This window comes from Oscillatoria sp. CS-180 (genome assembly GCF_028330965.1).
Taxonomy (GTDB): domain Bacteria; phylum Cyanobacteriota; class Cyanobacteriia; order Phormidesmidales; family Phormidesmidaceae; genus Halomicronema.
Map to the genome: position 1 here is coordinate 1 of NZ_JAQMUB010000011.1, position 23,520 is coordinate 23,520.

Genomic DNA, 23,520 nt, shown 5'->3' on the forward strand with positions numbered 1-23,520 from the left:
CAATAGCACAATGGCGCGAAGGCCTGTTTTGTACGGACGGATTTGCTGTATGGTGTATCGTTGCGCATGGGTGGGGTGTTACCTACGGCGTTTGCATCCTGTTTTGGTGATGACGCCCTTGGGTCAAACTTTGAAATCGCAAGGTAATTTGTGAGCAGAGTACTTCGCCTTGTCAGCAGATTATTTTATCGTTTGTCTACTCATCCCCGTTCATGACCACTGTTACTGTCACTGTCAAACTCTTTGCGGCGTATCAAGAGGCTTATGGTATGCCGGAGATGACGTTGGATTTGCCTGAGGGGGCGACGGTTGCCTCAGTGCGCGATCGCCTACTGGCAGACAAACCAGAGCTAGAACAGTGGCGCGACTTGACTCGGTTTGGCGTCAATTTCCAGTTTGTGGAAGCGGACAGCCCGCTAGAAACAGGCGATGAGGTCGTCCTGATTCCACCGGTCAGCGGGGGATAGTTCCGTCTCTCAATACGGTGAGAACTAAAAGGGGCAAAACCCACAACGGCCCACTGTTTTTGCTGATGTCGCGATTCAAACTGCCGTAACAGGATCTCGACGCCCCACTGAGCAGGTCAACGATGTGGAAATTGAAACGGAAGATTCCTGCGTCGGGAACACCAGCGTCAGTACCAGTCGTCAACTCCAGGTAGGTGGTACAGGCCACGTTCGCCAAGAGCGACAAAGCCGTCATCGTATTGAAGGCGGTGCACCTGAATCTCGTCCGACAGGCCCTACGGTCGCTGTTCCTGTCGAGGTCCAGGTTGACGTTTACAATCCTGCGGAGCGCTTACGCCCTTGAGCAGGTATGTCTCTCTAAGTCGATTTTGAGGAGGTGGGTAATGGATCGTCAGCGCTGGTTATTAGCTATCGGTGTTGTGGTGGGATTGCAGATGACGGTGATGCCGTCATCCATTGCTCACGTCCCTTTCCTGAAGCAAATAAGCTGGACGGATGCGCTCAAGTCAGATTTGCCCAACAACTTTTTAGGTGACAACGACTCGAAGCTCGCGATCGTGCAATCCTCTCAAAGACAAACTAACACCATCACATTGGACTCGGCTGATTTATCGCTGCCCCACGAATTGACTATCGAAACGTCAGCTGCATTAGATGGGCAGATTGTGATCAATGACGAAAGTGTTCTGTCTCTCTCAACAGGAACGACCACCCTGGATGTGGCTCCTTACATCGCGGATGATGGGGCCACAACAATAGAATTAACCGGAACATATCGTCCTGGAAACGCTGTCATCAAGTTACAGTTCGAAGGACCCGGTATTTCCATCAGTCAGCAGTCTGCGGGTATGGGACAGCTGGACTACAGTCTCAATTTGGAGGTGGACTAGCCAATGCTTGGGAGGCGGTAGCGGTGTCTAGGACACTACGGCAGAAATAGGCTCATCCTTCAAAACATTGGGAAAGCCCATCTGCCTTAGTTTTTAACTTTGAGTTTTGAGTTTTGAATTCCGCGTAGTGGTACTAGTGGGTCATTTGCTGTGCATGCTGCCATTACACGTTGCGGCTTCGGCGCTAATGTTTGACCAGGCGCTGCGATCACACCACTTGTCATTGGTGTGAGGCTGCTGATTCGTCCATCTTTACCGCTGCTACTAAATCGTAGTTCTCTCATGTGGCTACCATCCAAGCTGCTGTGTGGCTTGAATGAGTTTGGGATGCACCCACCAAAACCCCAGAACGAAGAGGGTAATGCCTAGGTAGGACGGACGTAGGAATTCTTGCCACTTGATCTGCTGCTTGCCCTGCCACACGGCCAGAAAGGGAATGACGGAGGTTCTTTCCTTTACAGCTTCGAAGGCCGAGCCATAGCGGGCCTGCCAGCGACGATCGCCATGCCAGACCGCAAACAGGTGATGGGCAATCAGGCCAGCGGACGTTACCACCATGAACGTTGTGCCTAACCACAGGGTGTGCGCGATACACCAGATGACTTGCCCTACCATTTGAGGATGGCGCGTGATGCGAATGATGCCCGTCTCGTACAGATGAACCTGAGGCTTTTCGATGGCGGCAACCTCTAAGAGGTTGAAAGTTGCCGGATAGAGAAAGAAGAAGGAGATGACTGAGACAATCCAGACCGCCTCAAACATGCCGGGGACGCCCTGAACATTCCAAAGCCGGAGACCATCGTAGCGGTGGTTGATGAAGTAAATGATCAAAACGCTGGCTGCGGGAATGCTGACTAGGGCAAACAAAACTCGATAAGCCCTAGCACCAATGATTTTTTCGCCTTTAGGACGAAGGGCTGCCAAACCACTGTGAGCGATCGCAAAGCCAACCAAAAGCGCCAGCATGATGCCATGACTGGGCGATAACCAAGACCACAATGTCATAAGTACTAAAAGCGTCCGAACTGCGTACTTGCAACGATATCAAAAATCCAGGGTTGTCATGAAAACTAACCCTAGAAGAATAGCTGCGATCGCGCCAATCGTCGTGTTGATGATGTTGACCAGTTCATTGGTCAACCAGGGCAGATTATCTTGAAAGGCAGCACCAATAACACTTTCCAAGTTGGTCGCAATGAAGGCTGCAACTAAACATAGCAGCACGCCTATCAGCGTAATGAGTCCTGTAGACCAGCCGACTGCCGCAATTACAATCGAACCCAGCAGACCCGCTAAGGTTCCCTCTAAACTAACCGCACCTTCTGTTCCGGCAGGGACAGGCTGTAGCGTTGTGATTAAGAAGGTTCGCTTGCCATAGGCTTTACCAACTTCACTTGCGGTCGTATCTGAAAGCTTGGTAGCAAAGCTGGCGACATATCCTAGACTCAGCAAAGTCATCCAAATAGCGGAGATATTTGGCAAGACGTTGTAGTTAATCAGTGCTACGCCCAAGGCACACAGGGTTGCAGTTAAAGCTGACCCCCATACATTTTCTGGGCCTCTGACACCGGATCGTTTTTCTGCAATACCTGCTGCCTCTTTCTCAGCTTTGCCAATGCGAGTGACGACTGAACCCACCAAGAAATACACCATCACCACGGTGTATCCGCGCCAGCCTAAACAGCCCCAAACGAGCACGCCCAATATCCAAGCATGACAATAGCCTGCAGGTGTGAGGAGCTTTTTGGGCAGTAACCAGGCGATCGCGAGCAGTGCTGTATTAAGCGCAAGGGCAACCAGCCAGGGCATTAGCACGAAAGGCATGGAACGGTCTCCAGATTTCAGTAGCGCATCTACCCTTCAGCATGGAGCTTATGCTAAGAAGCGTCAATGGGCGGCGTCGATATAGACCGTTCGGCAAAGCGCTTACGAATGTGCAAACAGTTCTGGTTGTCAGCGCTTGAAGTGTACTCAACTAGGTCAGCGACTCGATACATGATGCGGAGACCTCGTCCGCCTTCGGATTCAGACGTTGTCGTTTCGAGTTTTTGCTCCAGCGTAGCGCGCAAATCAAATCCTGGACCCTGATCCAGAATTTTCATGTCTAGGTAGTCTTCGGTGACGGTGACCTCAATGAGGATAGGGGTTTCAGGAGGAAGTTCTTGGTGAGCATGGCGGACAGCGTTTGTGAACCCTTCAATCAGCGCAAGCTGACATTGAAGCCAATCTTCTTGAGGAATTGGCAATTCGTGAAAGTCATCAAACCAAGATAAAACGCCCTTTAAAGCTTTTGGGTCCGTTTCAGTCTTATAAGTGCTTTGCTTTAGGATGCTCAAGGATCTAACAACCGATAAGGCCCAAATCTTTCACATGACATCTGTTGTGAGTTGCAAACCCATCCAACAGATTTTCTACTTCAAATACTTTCAACGGTAGAGAACCCAAATCGGGCAAATCTCGCTTTTTTTTGATGAATAATTAATCCCGCATCAACGTCTATCGCAAAAGGTATAACCGTTACTCGTTCCATAAGGACAAGACGGCGAGCTATCTGGCGATGCGCTAGGCACCGAGTGCTGTGGGATACACAAGCCTAGATGGTTAAAGCTCTATCAATAGGACTGACACAAAGGATTTATTCGATTGTTGTAGCTAGCGTAAGGTGGACGTTGTCCGCTCTACCTGTAGACATTTGCGTGAGTAGCCCTGTTTAGACTAAGCGGTCATGGTGATAGGGTGTCTCTATCAAGCATTCCCAATCGCGATCGCCGCTGCTCAAGACAGTGTTAGGAAAGCAGGAATCTTTAATTGCATTTGAATATGCTTACAAATGCTTCGTAATAAAGATTTCTGCGGTACTCCGTTGCTGTGCCATAGCATCTGCATCCTATTGATTGGTTGCTCGTCAGGCATGCGCAAGCTAATCAAGCACTTCTCAGGGCCACAATCGGGTCCAACTTCGCTGCCTGACGCGCTGGAAATACACCGAAAAACAGCCCGATGCCCCCGGAAACCCCAACCGTCACTGCGATCGCGACAGCAGAAACACCAGCTTCAAACGGCGTCAAGACACTGATCAGGACAATGCCGCTGATGCCTAATCCAGTACCGACTAAGCCGCCTGCAATGGAAAGGATGATCGCTTCGATCAGAAACTGCATCAGAATGTCTTGCTGAGCCGCTCCGATCGCTTTTCTGAGGCCAATCTCCTGTGTCCGTTCCCTGACGGAGACCAGCATAATATTCATAATGCCAATGCCGCCAACGAGCAAAGAAATGCCTGCGATCGTTGCCAGCATCACTGTTAAAGCACCCGTAATGGTTCCTGCAATGTTCAGCAAGGTGTCTTGACTTTGAATGAAAAAGTCATCTTCGCCTCGAATGTTGTGTCGCAAGCGCAGCAGATTAGCAATCTGAAACTCCGCAGTACTCATACTTTCTCGGTCGTAGGTCGAGACCGAGATGAAAGAGACCTCGATACCGTAAGGTGACTGTCGTCTACCGACCAAACGACTAGCCTGCGTGGTGATGGGGACCAGCACGGCGTCATCGTAATCCAGACCTAAATTAGACCCCTTTCTCTCCATGACGCCGATCACTTCGAAGCTAGTTCCCTTGATACGGATAGATTCTCCAATCGGCGAGGCGTCGTCAAACAAACGCTCAGCCAGGGTTGCCCCGACGACGACGACCTGACGTCGGCGTTCTAAATCTAGTTCAGAAATAAAGCGTCCGTAATCAATCTCGAAGCTGCGAACTTGCAGAAACTGCTCGTTGGTACCAACAACGCTTGTATTCGTGTTCCGGTTCCGGTACGTTACCAAATTTCGTGAACTGAACTCTGGCGTGACTCCGGCCACAGTGGGCACTTGCTCTTGAATCGCCTCGGCATCAGAGACAACCAGCGTTCTTGGGATGTCGATACTACCGAGCTCTCGGGTTTCTCGATTGCCAGGAGCAATAAACAAGACGTTTGGTCCCAGAGCCTGTAATTGGTCATCGATGTAGCGTTGTGCTGCTTCGCCAATGCCCACCATTGCGATGACTGAAGCGTTGCCGATGACAATTCCCAGCATTGTCAGACTGCTACGGAGTTTATTAGCCGTCAGGGTTTTGACAGCCATTTGTAAGCTCTCACCAAGGTGCATTTAACTCACTTCACCATAAGGGCACTGTCTCTAGGAAAGCACAAACGACGAGATTTGGTGGTCGACCGATGGGGTTTACTCTTGCTCACCCGTTAAGGCCACATAGCCTCCTAGGGCGATCAGTCCAGTGCCCGTAGCGTATCGCTGGGTAGCCCGAAGCCGAGGGCTATTGTGTAACAGCTGACCGATCGGGCCTGCCAAAAGGATCACAATGAAGTCGACAGCGGTGTTCAGCAGAACCGAGATTGTGCCAAGCAGTAGGAACTGGACAAAGATAATGCCGTCCGGGTTAATGAATTGTGGAATGAAGGCCAGAAAAAACAACGCTGTTTTCGGATTAAGCACTTCAACAACAACGCCCTGAAAGAAAGCACGGTTGTGTCCGGTTTTTTGAAAGCTACCGACCTGGGTAGAACTGTCTTGCCCAAGAAGCGTTTTGACGCCCAGATAAATCAGATAGGCTGCGCCCAGGTATTTCACTATGGCAAAAGCGATCGCAGAGGCTGCCAGCACAATTGAAATGCCCAGAGCGGCAGCGACAACGTGGAACAGTCCTCCCGCTGAAGTCCCTAGAGCTGAAGCGATGCCTTCTTGTCGCCCACCCCTCAAGCTGCGAGTCATGACGTAGAGAATACCAGGGCCGGGGGTAATCGCAAGGGCGATCGCGGCACTCAAGAACACACCAAAAGTGATTAGATCAGGCATATTGCTCCATGTTTACTCAGGTTGGATAAGGAAATGGATTGTAGATAGAGCTTATGCATATGACCCAACGGTTGTGAAGTAAGCCGCTACAGCGCATTAGCTTTTATGACTGATCAAGTCTTTGATATCCCCAGCTACAGACTATTTTTTCATAGACTGGAAAAGTTTTTTTGAAAGCGTTAATCAATCGCTTCCCACCAAGGGTTACAGTTCCTTCATGGGACCAATACACAATAGTTCTCAACTTGAAATCTGTGATGCAAAGTTCGGAATGCCAGTAACCAAATCCCATTGGCGGAGATTCAATCCAAGCCTCATCATGCTCTGGAAAAACGTATACGCCCCCTGCTTGATAAAATTCTGTGATGAAGTCTTGAAACTCTTCTTCTGGCAGTTCTGCTTCCATTAGATTGCAGTCAAAAGCCAGCAGGTCATTTCGCGAAGCTGGCTCTAGTGGAAACCAATAATGACTGTTCCAACCCCATAGTCGTTTTAGCTCTTTTAAGGCAGACTGAAGCTTATCCTTATCGTGGCCATGATCTATGGGCGACATAATATAGAGACCAGTTTTTGGGCACTTCGCTTTCACATTTCAACTATTACGTACGCTCTGACTGGAAACGTCCCGAAATTTTTAACTTTGACCGGTACAGCACTGAATTTAAAGGGCTTATTGGGTATTTTTTCCAAATTGCATAAGTGCTCAACGATTGGGATATCAGCCCCCAACAACGTTGAGTGTACAGGCCGTGCTCCACTCGTTGTATCGTCAATATTCAACGAGTCAATTCCAACTAACGCCGCACCAGATTGCTTTAACCACTCGGCTGCTTCGGCGGTTAAATACGGGTGATTTTCGAAATACTGATCTGTTCTCCAGTGGCGATCCCAACCAGTCTGAATCAGTACAGCTTGCCCTTCCACCTCCAGACTAGAAAACAACTCAATACCAATTGGACGCTGCTCGGGATTGACTCGGACTATCACAGCGTCCAATTGGGCTACTGATTCCAGCGCTAATTGGGAAAGATCTTTCCCATCAGCATACCGATGAAATGGGGCATCAATATATGTTCCAGTGTTTGCCACCATCTCAATCTTGCCAATGTGAAACGTTGTCCCCTCGGCATAATGTAACTTGGAGGCTTCTCGACTCAAAAAATCACAAATAATGGGGGCGGGTAGCCCTTTGTATGTAATCATCCCGTCTTCTACGGTGTGACTCACATCAATTAAAGTGACCATATCGATTATTTCCACATCAATAGATTGATCTTAGGGTCGTTAAGGAGATTTCTGAAAACAAAAAAATACCCAGCTGTGGTGCCTTACACTGCGCTAATGACACCACAGCAGCGGTCAATTCTTTGATGGAGATCCCTCAACGATCTTAAGGGGTCTTGTCTTGTCCAAAAGGAGTTAGCCAGTGACGTTGGGTGGCAAAGGTGAGGAGCAGCGCCGTTAACCCGAATATGGCAAAGCTCTCGCCGCAAGCCGATAAAAAAGGCCAGAAATTTTGAGCGATCGCGGATCCGGCATCGACTTGAGCTAAGCCCCTCACCAACGTGAAGGCCAACACAACCCCTGCATTGAGTTGCACATTGTTATCTTGGCGGACGGCATAGCGATAGGTTAGGGCAAATAGCGCTCCAGACAGGGTTGCGATCGCAGCATTCACCAGCAAGGTCAGATTTGCCATACCGGCTAGAAGATCCAGTGAAATTAGCGTGAATCCAAATACCCATACTCGATGCAGACCTAGCAGCATTAGACTGACTGACCCAGCACACAGTCCGCCGAGGGCAGCAGCTTTTAAGGAGGTCAATCGCTCAGTAGCCGTGAAGCGAGAAGAAAAAGTCATCAGGAGAGTATTCGTTTCTTCACAATGGAAGGAAGCTCTCTCATTGAAGCACTCAATTCGCCCGATGAGGTTGTTCGCTCTTGATAGTTTGTTCGATTGGTGGTGTCTCTAAAGCGGCTTGACTCAAGATTTGGGAGAGTTCCTATCAGAGCTGCTAGGTAATCGAACTGCCTTGCGATGTGCTTTTGCGTGGCGCCGTCCTACTTTGCCTAATGTTTCTTGTAATGTTCCCATCGGGCAGAAGGCGCACCATGCTCTGGGGCGAGTGGCAATACCCAATGGAATGGCAATCAAGCTAGTCACCACACACATACTGATGAACACGCCACCGATCGCAACGGGATTGCCGCCGGTTGCCATTATGCGAGCAATGAACACACTCATGAAAAACCCCAACACGCTCCACCTGAACCATTTACGGGTTAGTAGTCGAGGATAGGAACGATCAAGCGTCAGGTAAGGCATCACGATGTCTAAAAAGGCTCCTCTGGGACAGAGATTGCCGCACCAATACCGAGCTTTGAAGTAGGAATAGATGACGAGAAAGACCATCATGGCCAACATCACGTATCCCAAAAATGGATAGAACAAGCCGCCGATCGCAATCAATGGGTAGAGCCAAATCATGATCCGCTGCGATCGCTTAACTTTGGATTTCCTAGTCATTTCTCCTATCCTCCTACCGCCACCAAGGTTGTTTCCCCGTTCGTGGATCAAGCTCTGTCCAGGGCGAAATCCAGATAGCTTCTCCTTCGACCAAAACATGAACGAGCTTGAGTGGACGATCTGCTGGACCTCGTACTACGGAACCATCAGGGGCAAAACGAGAACCATGACACGGGCATTGAAACTGTTGTTCACCATCGTTCCAAGGAAACGTACACCCTAGATGCGTGCAGTTGTCTACGATGCCGATCGCATCTAATGTGTCGGTTTCCGTAACGGTCAGATAAGTGGGTTCACCTGCTAACCCAGCAACCAACGCGCGACTTCCAGGAGGGTTGGCCAACAGTTGAGAGACAGGAATTGGATGACTCAACTGATCCTTAGCCAGGATTGCGCCCCCCTTTCCAGTTTTGGGAATAGGCATCAAGGATTTGACCGCAGGGTAAACGGCTGAGCCAGTTGTGACGGCAACTGCTGTCCCCGTCAAAAAGTTAAGAAACTGCCGTCGATTCAAATCAGAATTATCAAGAGAAAGATTAGTCTCCATGTCTGTGATCCTCCTGTTTTTAGAGATCAGGGAGCGATTTTGAAGTGGGTCTTGCGACTATGCTGAGTCTAGTTTTGGGGCGACTTATAGCCCTGTGCAGCTCTTGGTTCAGTACATCTCAGGGTCTGGGGGAGCGGGGAATAGGGCGCAGGGAATGGAGTGAGTTTGACTCAAATGCATGCCGCTATGTCTATATCAGGTCAGGACTAACGCAAATGGACGCATCGACTTCCAGAGCTAGCGTGAACCCTACCTGTCAAGTTCTGTGCAAGTCCTATCCGGTTGTTTGTTGTTGGAGCAGAAGAGGTTGGTAAAGAGCGGAATTGGGCATAGTTTTTGATCAGCACAAAGGTGGCGATCGCGAGCAAGAAATAGCCAAATCCTTTTTGTAGCTGACGCGCCGAAATGAACCGTCCCAAGTAGTTCCCCAATCCTGTTCCCAAACTAGCGGCGAAAGTAAAAGAAACCGTCAGCTGCCAATCCAGGTCAATTTGCCCCAGATAGCCCAGCAACCCCGCGATGGAGTTGCCTGCAATAATCAGCAGTGAGGTTCCGATCGCTTGTTTCATCGGAATTTTGCCGAGTAAGACCAGAGCAGGAACAATGGCGAATCCGCCGCCTACCCCGACTAAACCTGTTACAACGCCCACTCCGAGACCTTCGGTCATAAGCCACAGCCAGCAATATTTGCACACGGGGGGCTGATAAAACGCCTCGTGCTGCACGATGTCAGGAGACGGTTCAGATTTTGCAGTGCGGCGGATCATCAGTCCAGCTGCCAACAGCATGGCAACGCCAAATAACCCCATCTGAAACGTTGTCGTGATCCAGGGCTGAGTCGCTAACCGCGCTCCCAGATAGGCGCCTAGCATTGTGCTAGAACCGAACGAGATTGCTATTTTGCCGTTGAGATTGCCCTGTCGCCAGTGGGGCATCACGCCAATTAAGCTCACCAAACCCACGATGATCAGCGTCATCGCGATCGCCGATTTGGGCGGAATGCCCATGATATACACCAACACTGGCAGCGCTAAAACCGAGCCGCCACTCCCTAACAGTCCGAGACTCATGCCAATGGCGATCGCAAAGAGATGGCCCACTGCGTACAGCATCGTATCGCCTCAATTACAACCAGCGCTGTCCGATGCTGCGGTTATAGGGCAACTGAGCAAGCAGCATTCCCAGCACACAGGTATTGGTGACACCGGCAAAAACTAATCCCGTTCCCATAAAACCACTGAGAAGTAAGCCCCAAGGTAAAACTGTAGCGCCCAAGATGGTTCCTAACAGAACCAGCAACCCTACTGTTATTTGCACTTGGCGAAACAAACTGATGGGCGCATTGCGACTTTTTTCGAGTGGGTATGCTTCAGCTTTCCAAGCGGATAGCCCACACTGTAGTTCCATCACATTGATCGTGCCTGCGGATCTGAGCTGTGTCCCTGCCCGAGCAGACCGTTTGCCCGACTGACAATACACGACAAGGCGTTGTCCAGGTTGGGGATTAATCTGACTGGGATCTAATTTAGATAACGGACGAGAAACAGCCCCAGGAATGTGCTCATTGGCGTATTCCACAGGTTCACGAACGTCGATGAGCAGGACTGATTTCTGCTCAAGCCACCGCTTGAGCATGGGCGCAGCGATGGTTTGAGCAATGCGTGCTTGGATTTGAGTCATCATGAATTCCTTAGTGGACAATCATTAATTTGGACTGGTCGAGGCGATCGCTTCAGGGAGTGGATCTAAGTCGTCAGCGATGCAACATTGCCGCAGTGTTGGTTGGTTGGCACGGCTTCGGCGATCTTTTGAGGATCGGGCAAGTTTAATTCACTCATCAATTGCATAAATGCCTCTCGGCTTCGACCCGCCAATCGGGCATTCCATCGCTTTTCTTCGCCAATCGTGGAAACGGTTTGTCCTTGATAGTCATGTCCTGGATAAACCAGTGTGTCATTGGGCAAGGTAAACAACCGTTGTGTAATCGAATCAAATAAGATCGCTGCGTTGCCGCTTTGAAAGTCTGTACGACCGCAGCCACGAATTAGCAGAGCATCCCCTGTTAGCAGATGACTGCCGTTGATTAAATACGCCATGTGACTGTCGGTGTGTCCTGGGGTAGCGATCGCCTCAATGTCCACCACCCCAACCTGTAGGCGCTCGCGATCGCCAATCAACCGATCCGCACAGGCTATCTGGGCGGGTTGTGGCACCACACCTTCACATCCTGTCTGCTTCCGTAGCTCCGATGTCCCTGTAACGTGATCGGCATGAATATGGGTTTCTAAGCAATAGCGCAGGGTCAACCCCAATTGACTGAGCAAGGTCATATCCCGCTCTACCTGCTCTAATACTGGATCGACCAAAATGGCCTCTGCAGTTTGTGGGTCCGCTACTAGGTAAGTGTAAGTACTTGTAACCGGATCAAAGAGTTGTCGAAACAGCATAGCTACTTCTCCAGAACTGATTTAATCATCATACTACTATATAGTAATATAATAAGAGAAGGTAAGATTAAATTGAATCCTTTTCTTGAGTAACGGAGTTTCATGTCTCAGCTTTCTACTGCCGCCCTTGCCCAGGTTGCGGAGTATTTCAAAGTGTTGTCGGAACTAAGTCGACTTCAAGTTTTGTGTGCTCTCAAATCTGATCGCAAAAATGTCTCCGAAATTATGGAGATTACCGGCTTGGGGCAAGCTAATGTCTCAAAACATCTCAAAATTTTGGCGCAGGCGGGCATTGTGATCCGCCAGCCGCAAGGGGTCAATGTGTATTACGGCCTTGCTGATCCGTTGATTTTTGATTTGTGTGAACTCGTCTGCGGCAGGCTGGAAACTCGGTTGCAGGAGCAGTCACAGCAACTTCAGTCTCTGGAGGAGCTGCGTCAGCCATAATCGCCAATTTACGAGAGGTTCGCTATGGCTCATGTTGTTGTCATTGGTGCTGGATTGGGTGGTTTGCCGACTGCCTATGAACTTCGTCACCTCCTGCCCGACCCACATCAGGTCACTGTGATTTCAAAGGCACCTACTTTTACGTTTATTCCGTCATTGCCTTGGGTTGCGCTAGGCGTAACGTCTTTGGAATCGATTCAGATTCAGGTGGAACCGAACTTGACGTCACGTCGGATTGGCTGGGTGCAGGGTGAGGTCGACCAGCTTGATCCTGTCAGGCGCTTGGTTTGGGTGGGAGAAAGGCGCATTACCTATGATTATCTAGTTGTTGCTCCGGGTGCAGAACTGGCGCTGGATGCGGTCCCAGGTTTGGGGCCTGACGGAGGTTACACCCAATCGGTTTGTAATGCCCATCACGCCCACATGGCAAAGGCTGCATGGCAACAGTTTTTACAACAACCCGGTCCCTTAGTGGTTGGAGCCGTTCCTGGAGCCAGTTGTTTTGGACCAGCTTACGAATTTGCCCTGTTAGCAGATCGGCACTTACGAAAATTAGGGCTGCGCGATCGCGTCCCCATTACGTTTGTAACGCCGGAACCCTACGCAGGGCATCTGGGGATTGGCGGTATGGCAAACTCTGCCCAGCTAGTTACGAACCTCATGACAGAACGCCATATTACGGTGATTGAGAATAGGGCGATCGCTGCGATCGAACCAGATTGTCTGCACTTGGGCGATGGTCGTACTCTTCCGTTCGCATATTCCATGCTGCTACCCCCGTTTCGTGGAGCTCGTTTTTTGAGAGAAGTTGCAGGTCTAGCGGATTCCAAAGGATTCATGCCAACGTTACCGACCTATCAGCATCCTAACTATCCCTCCATTTACTCAGTTGGAGTGATTGTGCAACTTCAACCCCCTGAGCAAACCCCCTTGCCTGTTGGTGTTCCTAAAACTGGTCAGATGACCGAGGCAATGAGCATGGCCGTCGCACACAATATCGCGATCGCACTCGGGGTAATGTCTAGTCAACCCGTAACTCCAACTTTGGAAGCCATTTGCTTTGCCGACTTTGGCGATACTGGAATTCTCTTCCTTGCCGATCCTGTTTTGCCCCATCCTGAAACTGAAAAACGTCGCCGTTCTGTGGCTCTTCGAGGAATCTGGGTGAGTTGGATGAAAACCGCTTTTGAAAAATATTTTCTGATGAAAATGCGCTTCGGTAGCGCTGTTCCCTGGTTTGAGCGATTGGGACTGCGAGGGGTCGGCCTCTCACTCACCGAACGCATTCAGGTGAAATAGAACCTACAGGGTTGAATCTGAACTGAGCGAGTACCGCTGCGCAGAATTCAAAATTTGAAATTGAGAATTCATTGAGAATTCAAAGCTAGGGCAGATAAGCTTTCCTAATGTTTTGAAGGGTGAGCCTATTTCTGCCGTGGTGTACTAGTCCCACCGATGTTGACGAGCTTCATCAACTATCCCTTTAGCCTCTTCGAGTGAAATATCATAGCGGGTGCTCAACAGTTGAGGAATGAGATTGCAGTCGCGATTGGGATCGACATCAGGCTGTTGGGAATAAGCCGGCAGGGCAACATTACACAAGAAAGGTGAAGGTTTTGCCTCTAGTTGAAGCGGTTCAAGATTTAGAACTTCTCGTGAATTGATAAAAAATAGCAGGGCACCGCTGAAATTAGCATCGCTCAGGTTGGCATCGCTCAATAGGGTGCAGTTGAGATCGGCCCTGCTCAGGTTGGCATATCTAAGATCAGCGCCGCTGAGGTTGGCATGTCTAAGGTCGGCATCGCTCAGGTCAGCATATCTGAGGCCCGCACCGCTGAGATTGGCACCGCAAAGATTGGCACCGCTGAGGTTAGCACCGCTGAGGTTAACACCGCTGAGGTCGATACCACCAAGGTTAGCACCGCCGAAGTCGGCACCGATGAGTGCTTCGGTCTCTGAATTTTGTTGGGCTATACGAAAATTAAGCAGCAGGAAAATTCCACCGGCAACTACCGCTGTCATTCCCAGATCACTGGTGGGGGTTTCACTGTGGGGATAAGCAAGGGTTCCTTTTTTGGCCTGGAGTAGGCGATCGCCACCTGTTTGAAGGCTGCGATTAGGGAGTAACCCAAGCCACCACACCATCCAGAGAAGAATGGGAGTGGAGATCGCTCCCATCACCCACCACTTGTTGATTCTTATCCTTGACTGCCACTGCTTGAATCGTTCCTGCATACTTGAGATTTCTCAATGCTGAGCCTATTATTGCTTCCCTAATCCGGAGAACGTTCTGATCTTTATGCACGCTTAACCCTCCATTCACTCCAGAGTAAACAGGATTCTTTCAAGGGCTTCCAGACAGTGGTGCCCAGTCCTCTCCTTTTCCTAACTCAATCTCTGGTTTCTGCTGGCATTTCTGAAGAAACCAGAGATTGGGATCTGGGTTACTCAAACAAGCGGTCTCGCTGCAAGTAGCGCAACACGTCACCGGGGTCTTGGCGAATCAGCACACCGTTTTCCGGTACGTCGATCTTCGGACTCCACTCGATGCGCTCGATGCAGTTCCGCAGGTGGAACAGGTCGATCGCACTTTGGGTGTCTGCTTCGGTGCCGACGAGATAGAGGCGCAGGCGTTTGTGTCGTCGCTGGGGGTGAGTAGGATGACTCGGCAGCGACGGCGGTGCCGCCTCAGTGTGATGAGACGGCAAGAAGTATTGAATGGTAATCACGAGGATTCCTCCAAGAATCGGTTTGGGTTGGAATCCCCGAAGATTCAGTCGCCCTTAGACGAAGCGCTTCGGTGGGGCGACCTAAAATAGGCAAAGCCCGTACGACAGATTGTTCCTGTCTATGGGTTAGGCGCTGGTTTGTGTTGCTGCACTTGCCAGTGCCGCCGACTAAACGTTCGGGGACAGCAAGCTGCACGGATGCAGCTATGGTTGGTGATGATAATTCATTTGATCCCCCAGGGCAACCGTATAGAAAGGATGGAGACGCCATTGCTCCAAAAACGGCATTAAAACGGCATTAGGTGAGAAGTGATTAGCCTACTCAGTTGGTAGCAGCTGTTCGACAGCCTCAATCGTGAGACCCAAGGTGTCTGCAATTTGCTCTGAGCTGAGACCGAGGGCCGCAAGTTTGGGAACGGCTGCCCGCTGGGCTTGCTCGGCTTGTTCGGCGCGATCGCGTTCTTGGTTGCGAGCTTCAACCGATTCGGCATAGTTAGTTAGTTTTTCGCCAGTTTTAGGGTCAAACAATCGCAGCGGGCGAGGAATCTGACCTTGAGCCACCACTGTTAAAGCAGTGCTATCGGGTGGCGGCAGACAGAAGTCTAGATCCAGTGCGGCGCTGTGAATCATCAACTTGCCGTCCGGTTTTTCTGCCAGCGGGATAGGAACATAGCTACCGTCCACCAAGGTAAACCCCTTGAGTTGGGGAACGAGATAGTCTCCTGTCGGGTCGTACTGGAAGTATTCCTGCACGCCTAGCTGAGCATAGAGTTGAGGCTTGCTGTCTTCGTCCTGTCGGCGAGTCGTGCGCGAGGTGATTTCGAGGACGAAGGCGGGCACTTTTCCCCCTTCTTCCCAGGTTTTGTACACTCGCCGCTGACGCTTGATGACCCCGAAGACGACAAACACATCGGGTGAGACGACCTTGCGGGGATTGCCTTCCTCGTAATAGATGAACAGGTTGCCGGAGACATAAACCTGGCTGCGGCTTTGGAAAAAAAGTTTTAGCGCTTCAACACAGTAGGTCAAGTAGTCGCGGGTTGGGTCGCTTTCGGTCATGGGCTGCCCGTCAGATTCGGGATAGTGGAGGGCAGTGCTGAATTGAGAGGTCATGGCTCATCCTGCTTGCGGTCCTTCTGTGTATTTCCAATGCTAGCGAGCTAAAGCGGTTTAGAGTAGCCCAAAGCAGTTTTGGTTTTTTCCAAAGTCATGAGCGCGATCGCCTCAGCCTTTTCCCGTCCCTGCTGCAAGATGGATTCCAGATAGGTACGATCGCTCATCAATCCGTGAAATTTATCCTGAATGGGTTTGAGCGCCTCTACCATCGTCTCGGTTAGCAGCGGTTTGAACTGCCCCCATCCCATATCAGCGCACTCTGTCGCCACCGCTTCTTTCGTCTGTCCCGACAGCAGCGTATATAGCGTTAGCAGATTATTACACTCCGGACGCTCTGCATTGTCGAATTCCAAACCTCGCACTGGATCAGTCTTACAGCGCTTAATTTTGCGCTGGATCACCTCTGGTGGATCAACCAAATCGATTCGGCTCATCTCCGAGGGGTCAGACTTTGACATCTTTTTAGTGCCGTCTGCCAAACTCATAACCCTAGCTCCAGCCGCTTGAATCAGCGGTTCAGGCACTTTGATAATTGGGTTTTCCTCACTGCCGTATTGAAAGTTGAGACGATTGGCAATGTCCCGAGTTAATTCAACGTGCTGTTTTTGATCTTCTCCCACAGGCACCCGATCGGGTTCATAGAGCAAGATGTCGGCAGCCTGTAATACGGGATAGTCGAGCAAGCCTACGGTGACGTTCTCCCCCTGCTTGACGGCTTTCTCTTTGAATTGAATCATCCGCTCTAACCAGTTCAGCGGGGTTATGCAGTTGAACAACCAAGCTAATTCGCTGTGAGCAGAAATATGAGACTGCACAAACACAGTAGATTTTTGGGGATCAATGCCACAGGCAATGTAGGTGGCAGCGGCTTCGTAGGTATTCTCAGCTAGCTTTGCCGGATCGTGCGGCACTGTGATCGCGTGCAAGTCTGCCAGAAACAAGAAGCTGTCGTATTCCTCCTGCAGGTTGACCCAGTTTCGGATCGCCCCCAAATAGTTTCCCAAATGTAAATTACCGGTCGGTTGAATTCCGGAGAGAATACGGTTCTTGCCCATGAATAAGAGGTTATCAATCTGTATACTCTGCTTAAGTATTGTATAGGAAGCTCTCAAATAAGCTGAGATTTCAAATCTGTTTTTCTGTTGTTGAGACTTTAAAAAGCCCCATGAATAAGACCTCTGTACAGTCCCCAGTGCACGCTTTGGAAACTGCGATCGCCCTCGCCCAAGACTCTCAAAATCATAGTGAGGCTCACACCACATTTAATGACCTCTACGAATCGGTTAGGGCAGAGAACCCGCAAACTGCGACTATGCTTCAGTTACTCTGGCGCGAGTATGTCACGACCCAACGGTCAGCGGCTTTTTGGCAAGAGCTGTGCCAAGTTGAAAAACATCTTTCTGAGCGCATCACCGAAAGCCATATTCAACTGCGCCAAAACTATTTGCGATTAACGCAGGAACAATAAGCGATCGCATGATCTCCTATAGAGCGAGATATTTTCAGAGATTCTATTAATGATCTAGAAACCTGAATGACAAAGATATCTCGCTCCTGCCAATCCATCCCATTGCCCCCATCTCTATGCGCTCTCCTTACACCGCCGTCCTAATTGTGCCTACGGGCGTGGCAGCAACTATGGGGGGTTACGCTGGGGATGCTCTTCCCATTGCTCGGGCGATCGCTCAAGTTGCCGATACCCTCATCACTCACCCCAACGTGATGAACGGCGCCCAGCTCTATTGGCCTTTACCCAATGGCCTCTATGTTGAAGGCTATGGTTTGGATCAGTTTGCGGCTGGTCGATGGGGATTACGTCCGGTTCATTGCAATCGCATCGGGCTGATCCTAGATGCTGGAATTGAAGAATATCTGCGCTATCGACATCTTCAGGCCGCCGATGCGGCTCGGGCAACCTTGGGTTTAGCCATGACTGATTATGTTGTGACTGATGCGCCCGTGAACGTCACGCTAAAAACGGCAGTATCGGGATCATCCTGGGGCACCGTTTCCGACTCTGGCACCCTATTAAGGGCTGCTGAAAAATTGATGGGTATTGGAGCGGAGGCGATCGCTGTCGTGGTTCGCTTCCCCGATGATGAAGACTCCGAAGCTCTACAAAACTATCGCCAAGGTCAAGGGGTTGATCCTTTAGCAGGCGCAGAGGCTGTGATCAGTCATCTCGTGGTACGTGCCTTTCAAGTTCCCTGTGCCCATGCGCCTGCCTTACAGCCGCTACCGCTTGATCCAGCCCTGTCTCCCAAATCAGCAGCCGAGGAAATTGGACATACTTTCCTACCCTGCGTGCTGGCAGGACTGAGCCGTGCCCCCCAATTCATCACTGACCCAATATCATCCCCAAATGCGTTGTGGCGGGATCAGGTTGACGCCGTGATCGTCCCTGCTACAGCTTGTGGTGGTAGCGGCGTTTTGAGCCTTAGCAGTACTCAAGCTCAGATTATTGCGGTAGAAGAAAATGACACCGCTTTATCTGTTAGTCCTGAGCAGGTTGGCATCGGAGCAATTCGAGTCCGGTCTTACTTAGAAGCGATCGGAGTTATGGCCGCTCATAAGGCAGGGATCAGCTCTGCAGCGATCGCACCTAAAGTTCTGCCGCTTAAATCTGCCTAGCGAACGCCGTCTCTCACTCCCCTGAACCTTCTCCCCTTGAGTTCTTGCCCGTCTTCGAGATGTCTTCTTCGTAAGATAATCTAGACAGAAGCGAAGTCAAATTCTAGAAGCTGGATCAAAATGGGATTACGGGCGGGATTTATTGCTAGAGCAGGGTTTTTGGGAATTGGAATAATTGCTGGGTTACGTCCCGCTCCTGCGATCGCACGCACCTGTCAAGCCGTCGCCCCCATTCTGCCCAGTGATGAGCTGAAAGAGTTTCGCATTCATGCCTTCGATCTTGCGCTAAATATTCCAAGCAACTATCGCTCGATGTTACGGACTGACGGGCATATTACCTTTCATGATCCCGGCAGCTTTGATCTCATTCAGTGCTTAATACGAACGGGCGAGTATCGTGAGATCCCTCTTTATGCTGCTCTAGAAGTCCACTCAGGGATCGCTCCAGAAGAAGAGCTGGCAGACATTATTCGTATCAAGCGCCCTTGGGTGGATTACTATACCCCTGAATATACTCCAGTCGAATTTGCTGGACGTTCCGGCCTACGCTATGAGTACACAAATGAACTCTACGGAATTTCCATCTCGAACATCTCGTTTTTGTCTGAAGCTGGGGATACTTTACTCACCTTGACGGGACCAACTGTTCATCCCATCATGGCCGATGCATTGTCCAGCCTTGATCCCACGGCAACAGTCTCAGATCAATAGTTGCTGATTAACAGTGACGATCCGTCTACATGACTGCGCGATTTGGGTCAGGTAGTGCTACAACAAAGCAAACGGAATAATCCAACTTTCTTTTCTGGCATTATGTCTAGGGCGTTGCAATTTATCCAGTCTCAAATCCACCATCAAAACTGACAGAGTACCTTCATTGTCAACTCATCATGTCTGAAACCGTAGCTCCCACGGGGACTGAAAAGATTACAGAGGAAATTATTGAACAGCTTCACGGACTGGGTGTAGACGAGTTGCATACCATTCAGGAATTTGTGAGCTATTTAGCTTGGAAGCAGCAGCAGGCGAAGAAAAAATCGGCTGAAGAAAGAGCTATCGAACGGATGGGCGACAGTGGTGATCCCACAAAGTGGATCACTGTGGTTGAAGAAGGAGAAGAAATTGACGAGATTGCCTTAAATAATTGGTTAGAATCCCGTGGCTATAAAGAAGAGGTACCAAGTCAAACTTCATCAGAAAGTTACGGAGAGAGATCTGCCTGAATTGCCTACAGTTCTTCGAAATGACGTGGTTCAGTACCAGCGTGTTTTGTCGCTTGATCCAATCACGACTAAAAATATTCCGAATCACTCTCTCAAAGGAAAACTAGCCAATTACCGTGCTTTGGAGATTGACTGGAACGGGATTGCGTATCGTTTGGTTTACCGTATTTATGATTCTCCGGCTCCCAGAAGAGTAGACGTGTTGAGCTTTGCAGAGCACGATCCGGCTTACGAAAGGGCGATCGAGCGACGACGGTAACTGACGTACACCCGAACAAAAAAATGATTCGAATTTGATGCGAATCCCTGTAAAGAACAATTTCGAAATGTTAATGTGCTGTGGAAACCGATGCGGGATCCGTTATTAGTTCAATGTGTATGGCACTCAAGTTTTTATTCGCTACCGTCTCGGATGAGTGACCTCAAGCTTTGTAGGAAGACTTCCATTCGTTAAAGCATTTTGTTGACAGCAGTTTCGATCTGCTGATTAGATCCAAGAGCGCTTTCAAGCAGCGCTGATTATTGCTTCTTTTCACCCATTCCTGAAATGCTCCTCGACATCAGATGTTCTTGATGCTGGATTGAGAAGTCTTTGATCCCGTTGTACCGTGCCAGTCATGACACTGGCTTAAAAAATATATGAGTGAAACCAGCGCAATTTCCCAACCGTCACTTCTTCAGCATCACGAAGCTGATCCCCACTACAAGACGGGGGTTTGTGTCTGTATTCATGGGCATTTCTATCAGCCACCTCGCGAGAATCCTCATTTAGGAACAATCGAGGCACAGCCTGGTGCAGCTCCCTTTCATGATTGGAATGAGCGCATTCACCACGAGTGCTATCGACCTAATGCTTATGCTCGGGTCCTCAATGAGCACGGCGAAGTCATCGATATCGTCAACAACTTTGCCCACATCAGCTTCAACATTGGCCCGACGCTGATGAGTTGGTTAGAGCACCATGATCCCGAAACTTATCGCCGGATTCTGGAGGCTGATCGCGAAAGCTGCGATCGCTTCTCAGGTCATGGCAATGCGATCGCCCAGGTCTATAACCACATCATTATGCCGCTGGCGAACGATCGCGATAAACACACTCAGATTCGCTGGGGCAAGGCAGACTTTGCCGCTCGCTTTGGTCGTGCTCCCGAAGGGATCTGGCTAGCCGAAACTGCTGTTGACTATCCCACTTTAGAAGCGCTGGTAGACGAAGGGTTTCGGTTTACTATTTTGGCTCCCTCTCAGGTACAGCGATGTCGTCCGATCCCGAGTCCAGAACATCCAGAGCTGGATTGGTATGAGGTTGGAGGTGGTCAGATTGATCCCACCCGCCCCTATCGCTGCTATCTGCCTAGTGCTCACCCAGATGGTTCTCAGCGCTATATCGACGTTTTCTTCTATGACGGTCCTATCTCTAGAGATATGGGCTTCAACGATGTCTTGGATTCATCGCAGCACTTTGCGGGACGAGTGGGGCAAGCTGTGCGTGGGGATCATCGCCTCTCTCAAATGTTGGCGGTTGCCACAGACGGTGAAACGTTCGGTCACCACAAAGGTGGCGCAGAGAAAACCCTGGCCTATGCAGTCACCAAGGAATTCCCGAATCGCGGGTGGACTGTTACTAACTTTGCCTACTATCTGAAGTGCAACCCACCCACTTGGGAAGCCGTATTGAAACCTGTCACCGCCTGGAGTTGTTCTCACGGCGTTGATCGCTGGCAGGACGACTGTGGCTGTGGCGGGGGCGGCCTGTGGCATCAAAAATGGCGTCGTCCTCTAAGAGATGCTTTAAATTGGCTGCGTGATGAACTCGCCGATATTTTCGAAGTAAACGGTGCTCACTTCTTTAAAGATCCGTGGATGGCTCGCGATGCTTACGTGCACGTGATTCGCGATCGCACCGAAAAGAGCCGCGAAATCTTCCTAGAAGCACACCAGACTCACGAGCTGACCCCTGCTGAAAAAGTCGATGCCTTGCGTCTACTGGAAATGCAGCATCATGCTCTGCTGATGTATACCAGCTGTGGCTGGTTCTTTGACGAAATTTCCCGTCCTGAAGGCACCCAGATTTTGCGATACGCGGCCCGAGCGATTGAACTTGCTGGGGAAGTGGCTGGCGTAGAACTCGAATCGCAGTTTGTCGAACAGCTAGAGCCGGGATTGAGCAATGTCCCTCAGTTTCGCAATGCTGCCGGCGTTTATCGACAATTGGTGATCTCTTCTCAGGTGAGCCTTGAGCAGGTGGCGGCTCACTATGCCATGAGTTCTCTCTTCACGCCCTACCATCGTGAACAGCAGCTCTATTGCTACACCATTCACCAGCATGACTATCAGGTCCAGCGGATGGGTCCCCTCTCCCTTGCCGTGGGTCGGCTCCAGATCACGTCTGACGTGACGGGCGATCGCTCTGATCTGAGTTTTGCCATGCTGCATCTTGGCGGCTGGGACTTCCATTGCTGTGTTCGTAGCTTCCGCCGTCGTCTGGACTACCAACGGGCTAAAGATACTGTGATGACGGCTTTTACCAGCGCTAGCTCAGCTCAGGTCATTCTTGCGATAAATGAGGTCTTTGGGAATCATGCCTACAACTTACAGACCCTTTTTACTGAAGAACGCCATCGCATTATGCAACTGCTGAGCCGCGAAACCTTGCAGCGACTCGATCAGCTCTACAGCCAGGTCTATCGCAACAACCATGGGTTAATCAAAGCTTTCCAAAGGGATGGATTACCTGTACCTAAAGAGCTTCAGGTAGCAGCAGAGGTGGCAATCAGACATCGCGTTTTAGAAGGACTGCGAGCGCTGGAGCAAGAGACTAGCGACCTCAACGGGGGACCTCTCCATCGAAGGTCGGTCTATCTGACAGAGCTTGAGTCAGTCGCTCACGAAGCTCAACAATTTAACTGCGACTGCTGTATGCCCGAAGGCCAGCGGATGTTAGAGGGCGTCATCTGGCGATCGCTGCGCCGCTTCCTTAATGCTCCTCGTCCTGAACATATTCTGGACGATGTGGATTGGTTGAGGCGACTAATTGAGTTGGGTCGTAACCTCGGCGGCATTTCTCTCGTTCGCCATCAAGAACTGTACTGGAATGACAGGGATAATTGGCTGGCATTCTTGCGTCAGCAAGAGCCTATGCCAGCCAAGGCAATGATGAAGGCATTACTCAAATTGGCTCAGCACTTAGCTATTGATCCCAATGCGCTGCTAGTCCATGGCGCCGACCTGCATCATCTGGTGGAAATCCAGTAGCGATCGCTTTACGTATCGAACTAGCGGTAGCACCCTACTCAGCTAAGGGAAACGATCGCGCTGCAAAAATTCAACTCTGGGAGGCATGGGATCGCTGACTAGGCCAACGCCTGAAAATCCCCAACGACTCAGCAAGTCCTTAATTTGGTAAGCCGGAACCGATTCAACTGAGAAGCGATCGCGCAAATCTGATGCATGGGTGCTCAAATACGACAGTGCCTCGTAATCCGCTGAAAACATGAGCAAAAATGTTTTCTCTGTTTCAGACCCATCAGGCCGAGCCGCTAAATGCCGACCATCCTGTTTCGACCGAAGCAAATAATAAACCTGTGAATACATGGGTGATATCGCTAAAGGCGGAAGGATAAATTGAATGCTTCCCCTCAAGCAC

29 protein-coding genes are annotated in these 23,520 nt (G+C 50.3%); 11 read left to right on the forward strand and 18 right to left on the reverse strand.

Features of this window, described 5'->3' with window-relative positions:
- Nucleotides 1–212: 212 nt before the first annotated feature.
- The 3 genes from PN498_RS01485 to PN498_RS01495 all read left to right on the forward strand — a co-directional run bounded on the left by PN498_RS01485 (nt 213) and on the right by PN498_RS01495 (nt 1,357).
- Nucleotides 213–467: a MoaD/ThiS family protein gene (locus tag PN498_RS01485; RefSeq protein ID WP_272060901.1), complete on the forward strand. Its 255-nt coding sequence runs from the start codon at nt 213–215 to the stop codon at nt 465–467.
- 124 nt (nt 468–591) lie between these two features.
- The gene (locus PN498_RS01490) at nt 592–810 is read left to right on the forward strand and encodes a hypothetical protein (protein ID WP_272060902.1); all 219 of its coding nucleotides are present in this window, start codon (nt 592–594) and stop codon (nt 808–810) included.
- Nucleotides 811–850: 40 nt separating this feature from the next.
- Nucleotides 851–1,357, forward strand: a complete 507-nt coding sequence (locus PN498_RS01495) for a hypothetical protein (RefSeq protein ID WP_272060903.1) — start codon at nt 851–853, stop codon at nt 1,355–1,357.
- Between the two features lie 288 nt (nt 1,358–1,645).
- Here the strand turns inward: PN498_RS01495 and PN498_RS01500 are convergent, their stop codons facing one another.
- The 13 genes from PN498_RS01500 to PN498_RS01560 form a co-directional block, all read right to left on the reverse strand.
- Nucleotides 1,646–2,362, reverse strand: a complete 717-nt coding sequence (locus PN498_RS01500; protein WP_272060904.1) for an NnrU family protein — start codon at nt 2,360–2,362, stop codon at nt 1,646–1,648.
- Nucleotides 2,363–2,401: 39 nt separating this feature from the next.
- The gene (locus tag PN498_RS01505) at nt 2,402–3,181 is read right to left on the reverse strand and encodes a TIGR00297 family protein (RefSeq protein ID WP_272060905.1); all 780 of its coding nucleotides are present in this window, start codon (nt 3,179–3,181) and stop codon (nt 2,402–2,404) included.
- A 53-nt stretch (nt 3,182–3,234) separates the two neighbouring features.
- A complete protein-coding gene (locus tag PN498_RS01510) occupies nt 3,235–3,693 on the reverse strand; it encodes an ATP-binding protein (protein WP_272060906.1) in 459 nt (152 codons plus the stop codon).
- A gap of 588 nt (nt 3,694–4,281) precedes the next feature.
- Nucleotides 4,282–5,505: an ABC transporter permease gene (locus PN498_RS01515; protein WP_272060907.1), complete on the reverse strand. Its 1,224-nt coding sequence runs from the start codon at nt 5,503–5,505 to the stop codon at nt 4,282–4,284.
- A gap of 75 nt (nt 5,506–5,580) precedes the next feature.
- Nucleotides 5,581–6,210: a LysE family translocator gene (locus PN498_RS01520; protein WP_272060908.1), complete on the reverse strand. Its 630-nt coding sequence runs from the start codon at nt 6,208–6,210 to the stop codon at nt 5,581–5,583.
- A 103-nt stretch (nt 6,211–6,313) separates the two neighbouring features.
- Nucleotides 6,314–6,616 (reverse strand): hypothetical protein, encoded by a 303-nt coding sequence (locus tag PN498_RS01525; RefSeq protein WP_272060909.1) that lies wholly within the window; start codon nt 6,614–6,616, stop codon nt 6,314–6,316.
- Nucleotides 6,617–6,795: 179 nt separating this feature from the next.
- Nucleotides 6,796–7,455: a cyclase family protein gene (locus PN498_RS01530; protein ID WP_272060910.1), complete on the reverse strand. Its 660-nt coding sequence runs from the start codon at nt 7,453–7,455 to the stop codon at nt 6,796–6,798.
- A gap of 145 nt (nt 7,456–7,600) precedes the next feature.
- A complete protein-coding gene (locus PN498_RS01535; RefSeq protein ID WP_272060911.1) occupies nt 7,601–8,071 on the reverse strand; it encodes a hypothetical protein in 471 nt (156 codons plus the stop codon).
- 123 nt (nt 8,072–8,194) lie between these two features.
- Entirely contained in the window at nt 8,195–8,737 is a 543-nt protein-coding gene (locus PN498_RS01540; RefSeq protein WP_272060912.1) for a 4Fe-4S binding protein, read from the reverse strand.
- A 13-nt stretch (nt 8,738–8,750) separates the two neighbouring features.
- Nucleotides 8,751–9,284, reverse strand: a complete 534-nt coding sequence (petC, locus tag PN498_RS01545) for a cytochrome b6-f complex iron-sulfur subunit (protein ID WP_272060913.1) — start codon at nt 9,282–9,284, stop codon at nt 8,751–8,753.
- A 206-nt stretch (nt 9,285–9,490) separates the two neighbouring features.
- Nucleotides 9,491–10,396 carry a sulfite exporter TauE/SafE family protein gene (locus tag PN498_RS01550; protein WP_272060914.1) on the reverse strand — a complete coding sequence of 302 codons (906 nt, stop codon included), beginning with the start codon at nt 10,394–10,396 and terminating at the stop codon, nt 9,491–9,493.
- Between the two features lie 13 nt (nt 10,397–10,409).
- The gene (locus tag PN498_RS01555) at nt 10,410–10,967 is read right to left on the reverse strand and encodes a rhodanese-like domain-containing protein (protein WP_272060915.1); all 558 of its coding nucleotides are present in this window, start codon (nt 10,965–10,967) and stop codon (nt 10,410–10,412) included.
- 62 nt (nt 10,968–11,029) lie between these two features.
- Nucleotides 11,030–11,731: an MBL fold metallo-hydrolase gene (locus PN498_RS01560; protein ID WP_272060916.1), complete on the reverse strand. Its 702-nt coding sequence runs from the start codon at nt 11,729–11,731 to the stop codon at nt 11,030–11,032.
- A 102-nt stretch (nt 11,732–11,833) separates the two neighbouring features.
- On the opposite strand from PN498_RS01560, the gene PN498_RS01565 reads away from it, so the two are divergent.
- Together PN498_RS01565 and PN498_RS01570 are read left to right on the forward strand one after the other, a co-directional pair.
- Complete coding sequence (locus PN498_RS01565) at nt 11,834–12,178, forward strand: ArsR/SmtB family transcription factor (RefSeq protein WP_272060917.1); 345 nt, start codon at nt 11,834–11,836, stop codon at nt 12,176–12,178.
- Between the two features lie 24 nt (nt 12,179–12,202).
- A complete protein-coding gene (locus PN498_RS01570) occupies nt 12,203–13,477 on the forward strand; it encodes an NAD(P)/FAD-dependent oxidoreductase (protein WP_272060918.1) in 1,275 nt (424 codons plus the stop codon).
- A gap of 144 nt (nt 13,478–13,621) precedes the next feature.
- Here the strand turns inward: PN498_RS01570 and PN498_RS01575 are convergent, their stop codons facing one another.
- From PN498_RS01575 to trpS, 4 genes are all read right to left on the reverse strand, one after another.
- Nucleotides 13,622–14,413 carry a pentapeptide repeat-containing protein gene (locus tag PN498_RS01575; RefSeq protein WP_272060919.1) on the reverse strand — a complete coding sequence of 264 codons (792 nt, stop codon included), beginning with the start codon at nt 14,411–14,413 and terminating at the stop codon, nt 13,622–13,624.
- Between the two features lie 209 nt (nt 14,414–14,622).
- Complete coding sequence (locus PN498_RS01580) at nt 14,623–14,907, reverse strand: hypothetical protein (protein ID WP_272060920.1); 285 nt, start codon at nt 14,905–14,907, stop codon at nt 14,623–14,625.
- 318 nt (nt 14,908–15,225) lie between these two features.
- Nucleotides 15,226–16,020 (reverse strand): Uma2 family endonuclease, encoded by a 795-nt coding sequence (locus PN498_RS01585; RefSeq protein WP_272060921.1) that lies wholly within the window; start codon nt 16,018–16,020, stop codon nt 15,226–15,228.
- Between the two features lie 47 nt (nt 16,021–16,067).
- Nucleotides 16,068–17,078 carry a tryptophan--tRNA ligase gene (trpS, locus tag PN498_RS01590; RefSeq protein WP_272060922.1) on the reverse strand — a complete coding sequence of 337 codons (1,011 nt, stop codon included), beginning with the start codon at nt 17,076–17,078 and terminating at the stop codon, nt 16,068–16,070.
- Between the two features lie 110 nt (nt 17,079–17,188).
- Between trpS and PN498_RS01595 the strand changes: the two genes are divergently transcribed.
- The 6 genes from PN498_RS01595 (at nt 17,189) to PN498_RS01620 (ending at nt 23,129) form a co-directional block, all read left to right on the forward strand.
- Entirely contained in the window at nt 17,189–17,491 is a 303-nt protein-coding gene (locus PN498_RS01595) for a hypothetical protein (protein WP_272060923.1), read from the forward strand.
- Between the two features lie 116 nt (nt 17,492–17,607).
- Nucleotides 17,608–18,654, forward strand: a complete 1,047-nt coding sequence (locus tag PN498_RS01600; protein ID WP_272060924.1) for a DUF3326 domain-containing protein — start codon at nt 17,608–17,610, stop codon at nt 18,652–18,654.
- Between the two features lie 120 nt (nt 18,655–18,774).
- Nucleotides 18,775–19,365: a hypothetical protein gene (locus PN498_RS01605; protein WP_272060925.1), complete on the forward strand. Its 591-nt coding sequence runs from the start codon at nt 18,775–18,777 to the stop codon at nt 19,363–19,365.
- Nucleotides 19,366–19,544: 179 nt separating this feature from the next.
- Nucleotides 19,545–19,877, forward strand: a complete 333-nt coding sequence (locus PN498_RS01610; RefSeq protein ID WP_272060926.1) for a hypothetical protein — start codon at nt 19,545–19,547, stop codon at nt 19,875–19,877.
- 25 nt (nt 19,878–19,902) lie between these two features.
- Complete coding sequence (locus PN498_RS01615) at nt 19,903–20,136, forward strand: hypothetical protein (protein ID WP_272060927.1); 234 nt, start codon at nt 19,903–19,905, stop codon at nt 20,134–20,136.
- A gap of 380 nt (nt 20,137–20,516) precedes the next feature.
- A complete protein-coding gene (locus PN498_RS01620) occupies nt 20,517–23,129 on the forward strand; it encodes a DUF3536 domain-containing protein (RefSeq protein WP_272060928.1) in 2,613 nt (870 codons plus the stop codon).
- A gap of 42 nt (nt 23,130–23,171) precedes the next feature.
- On the opposite strand, the gene PN498_RS01625 is transcribed toward PN498_RS01620, so the two are convergent.
- The gene (locus tag PN498_RS01625) at nt 23,172–23,468 is read right to left on the reverse strand and encodes a hypothetical protein (protein ID WP_272060929.1); all 297 of its coding nucleotides are present in this window, start codon (nt 23,466–23,468) and stop codon (nt 23,172–23,174) included.
- Nucleotides 23,469–23,520 lie beyond the last annotated feature (52 nt).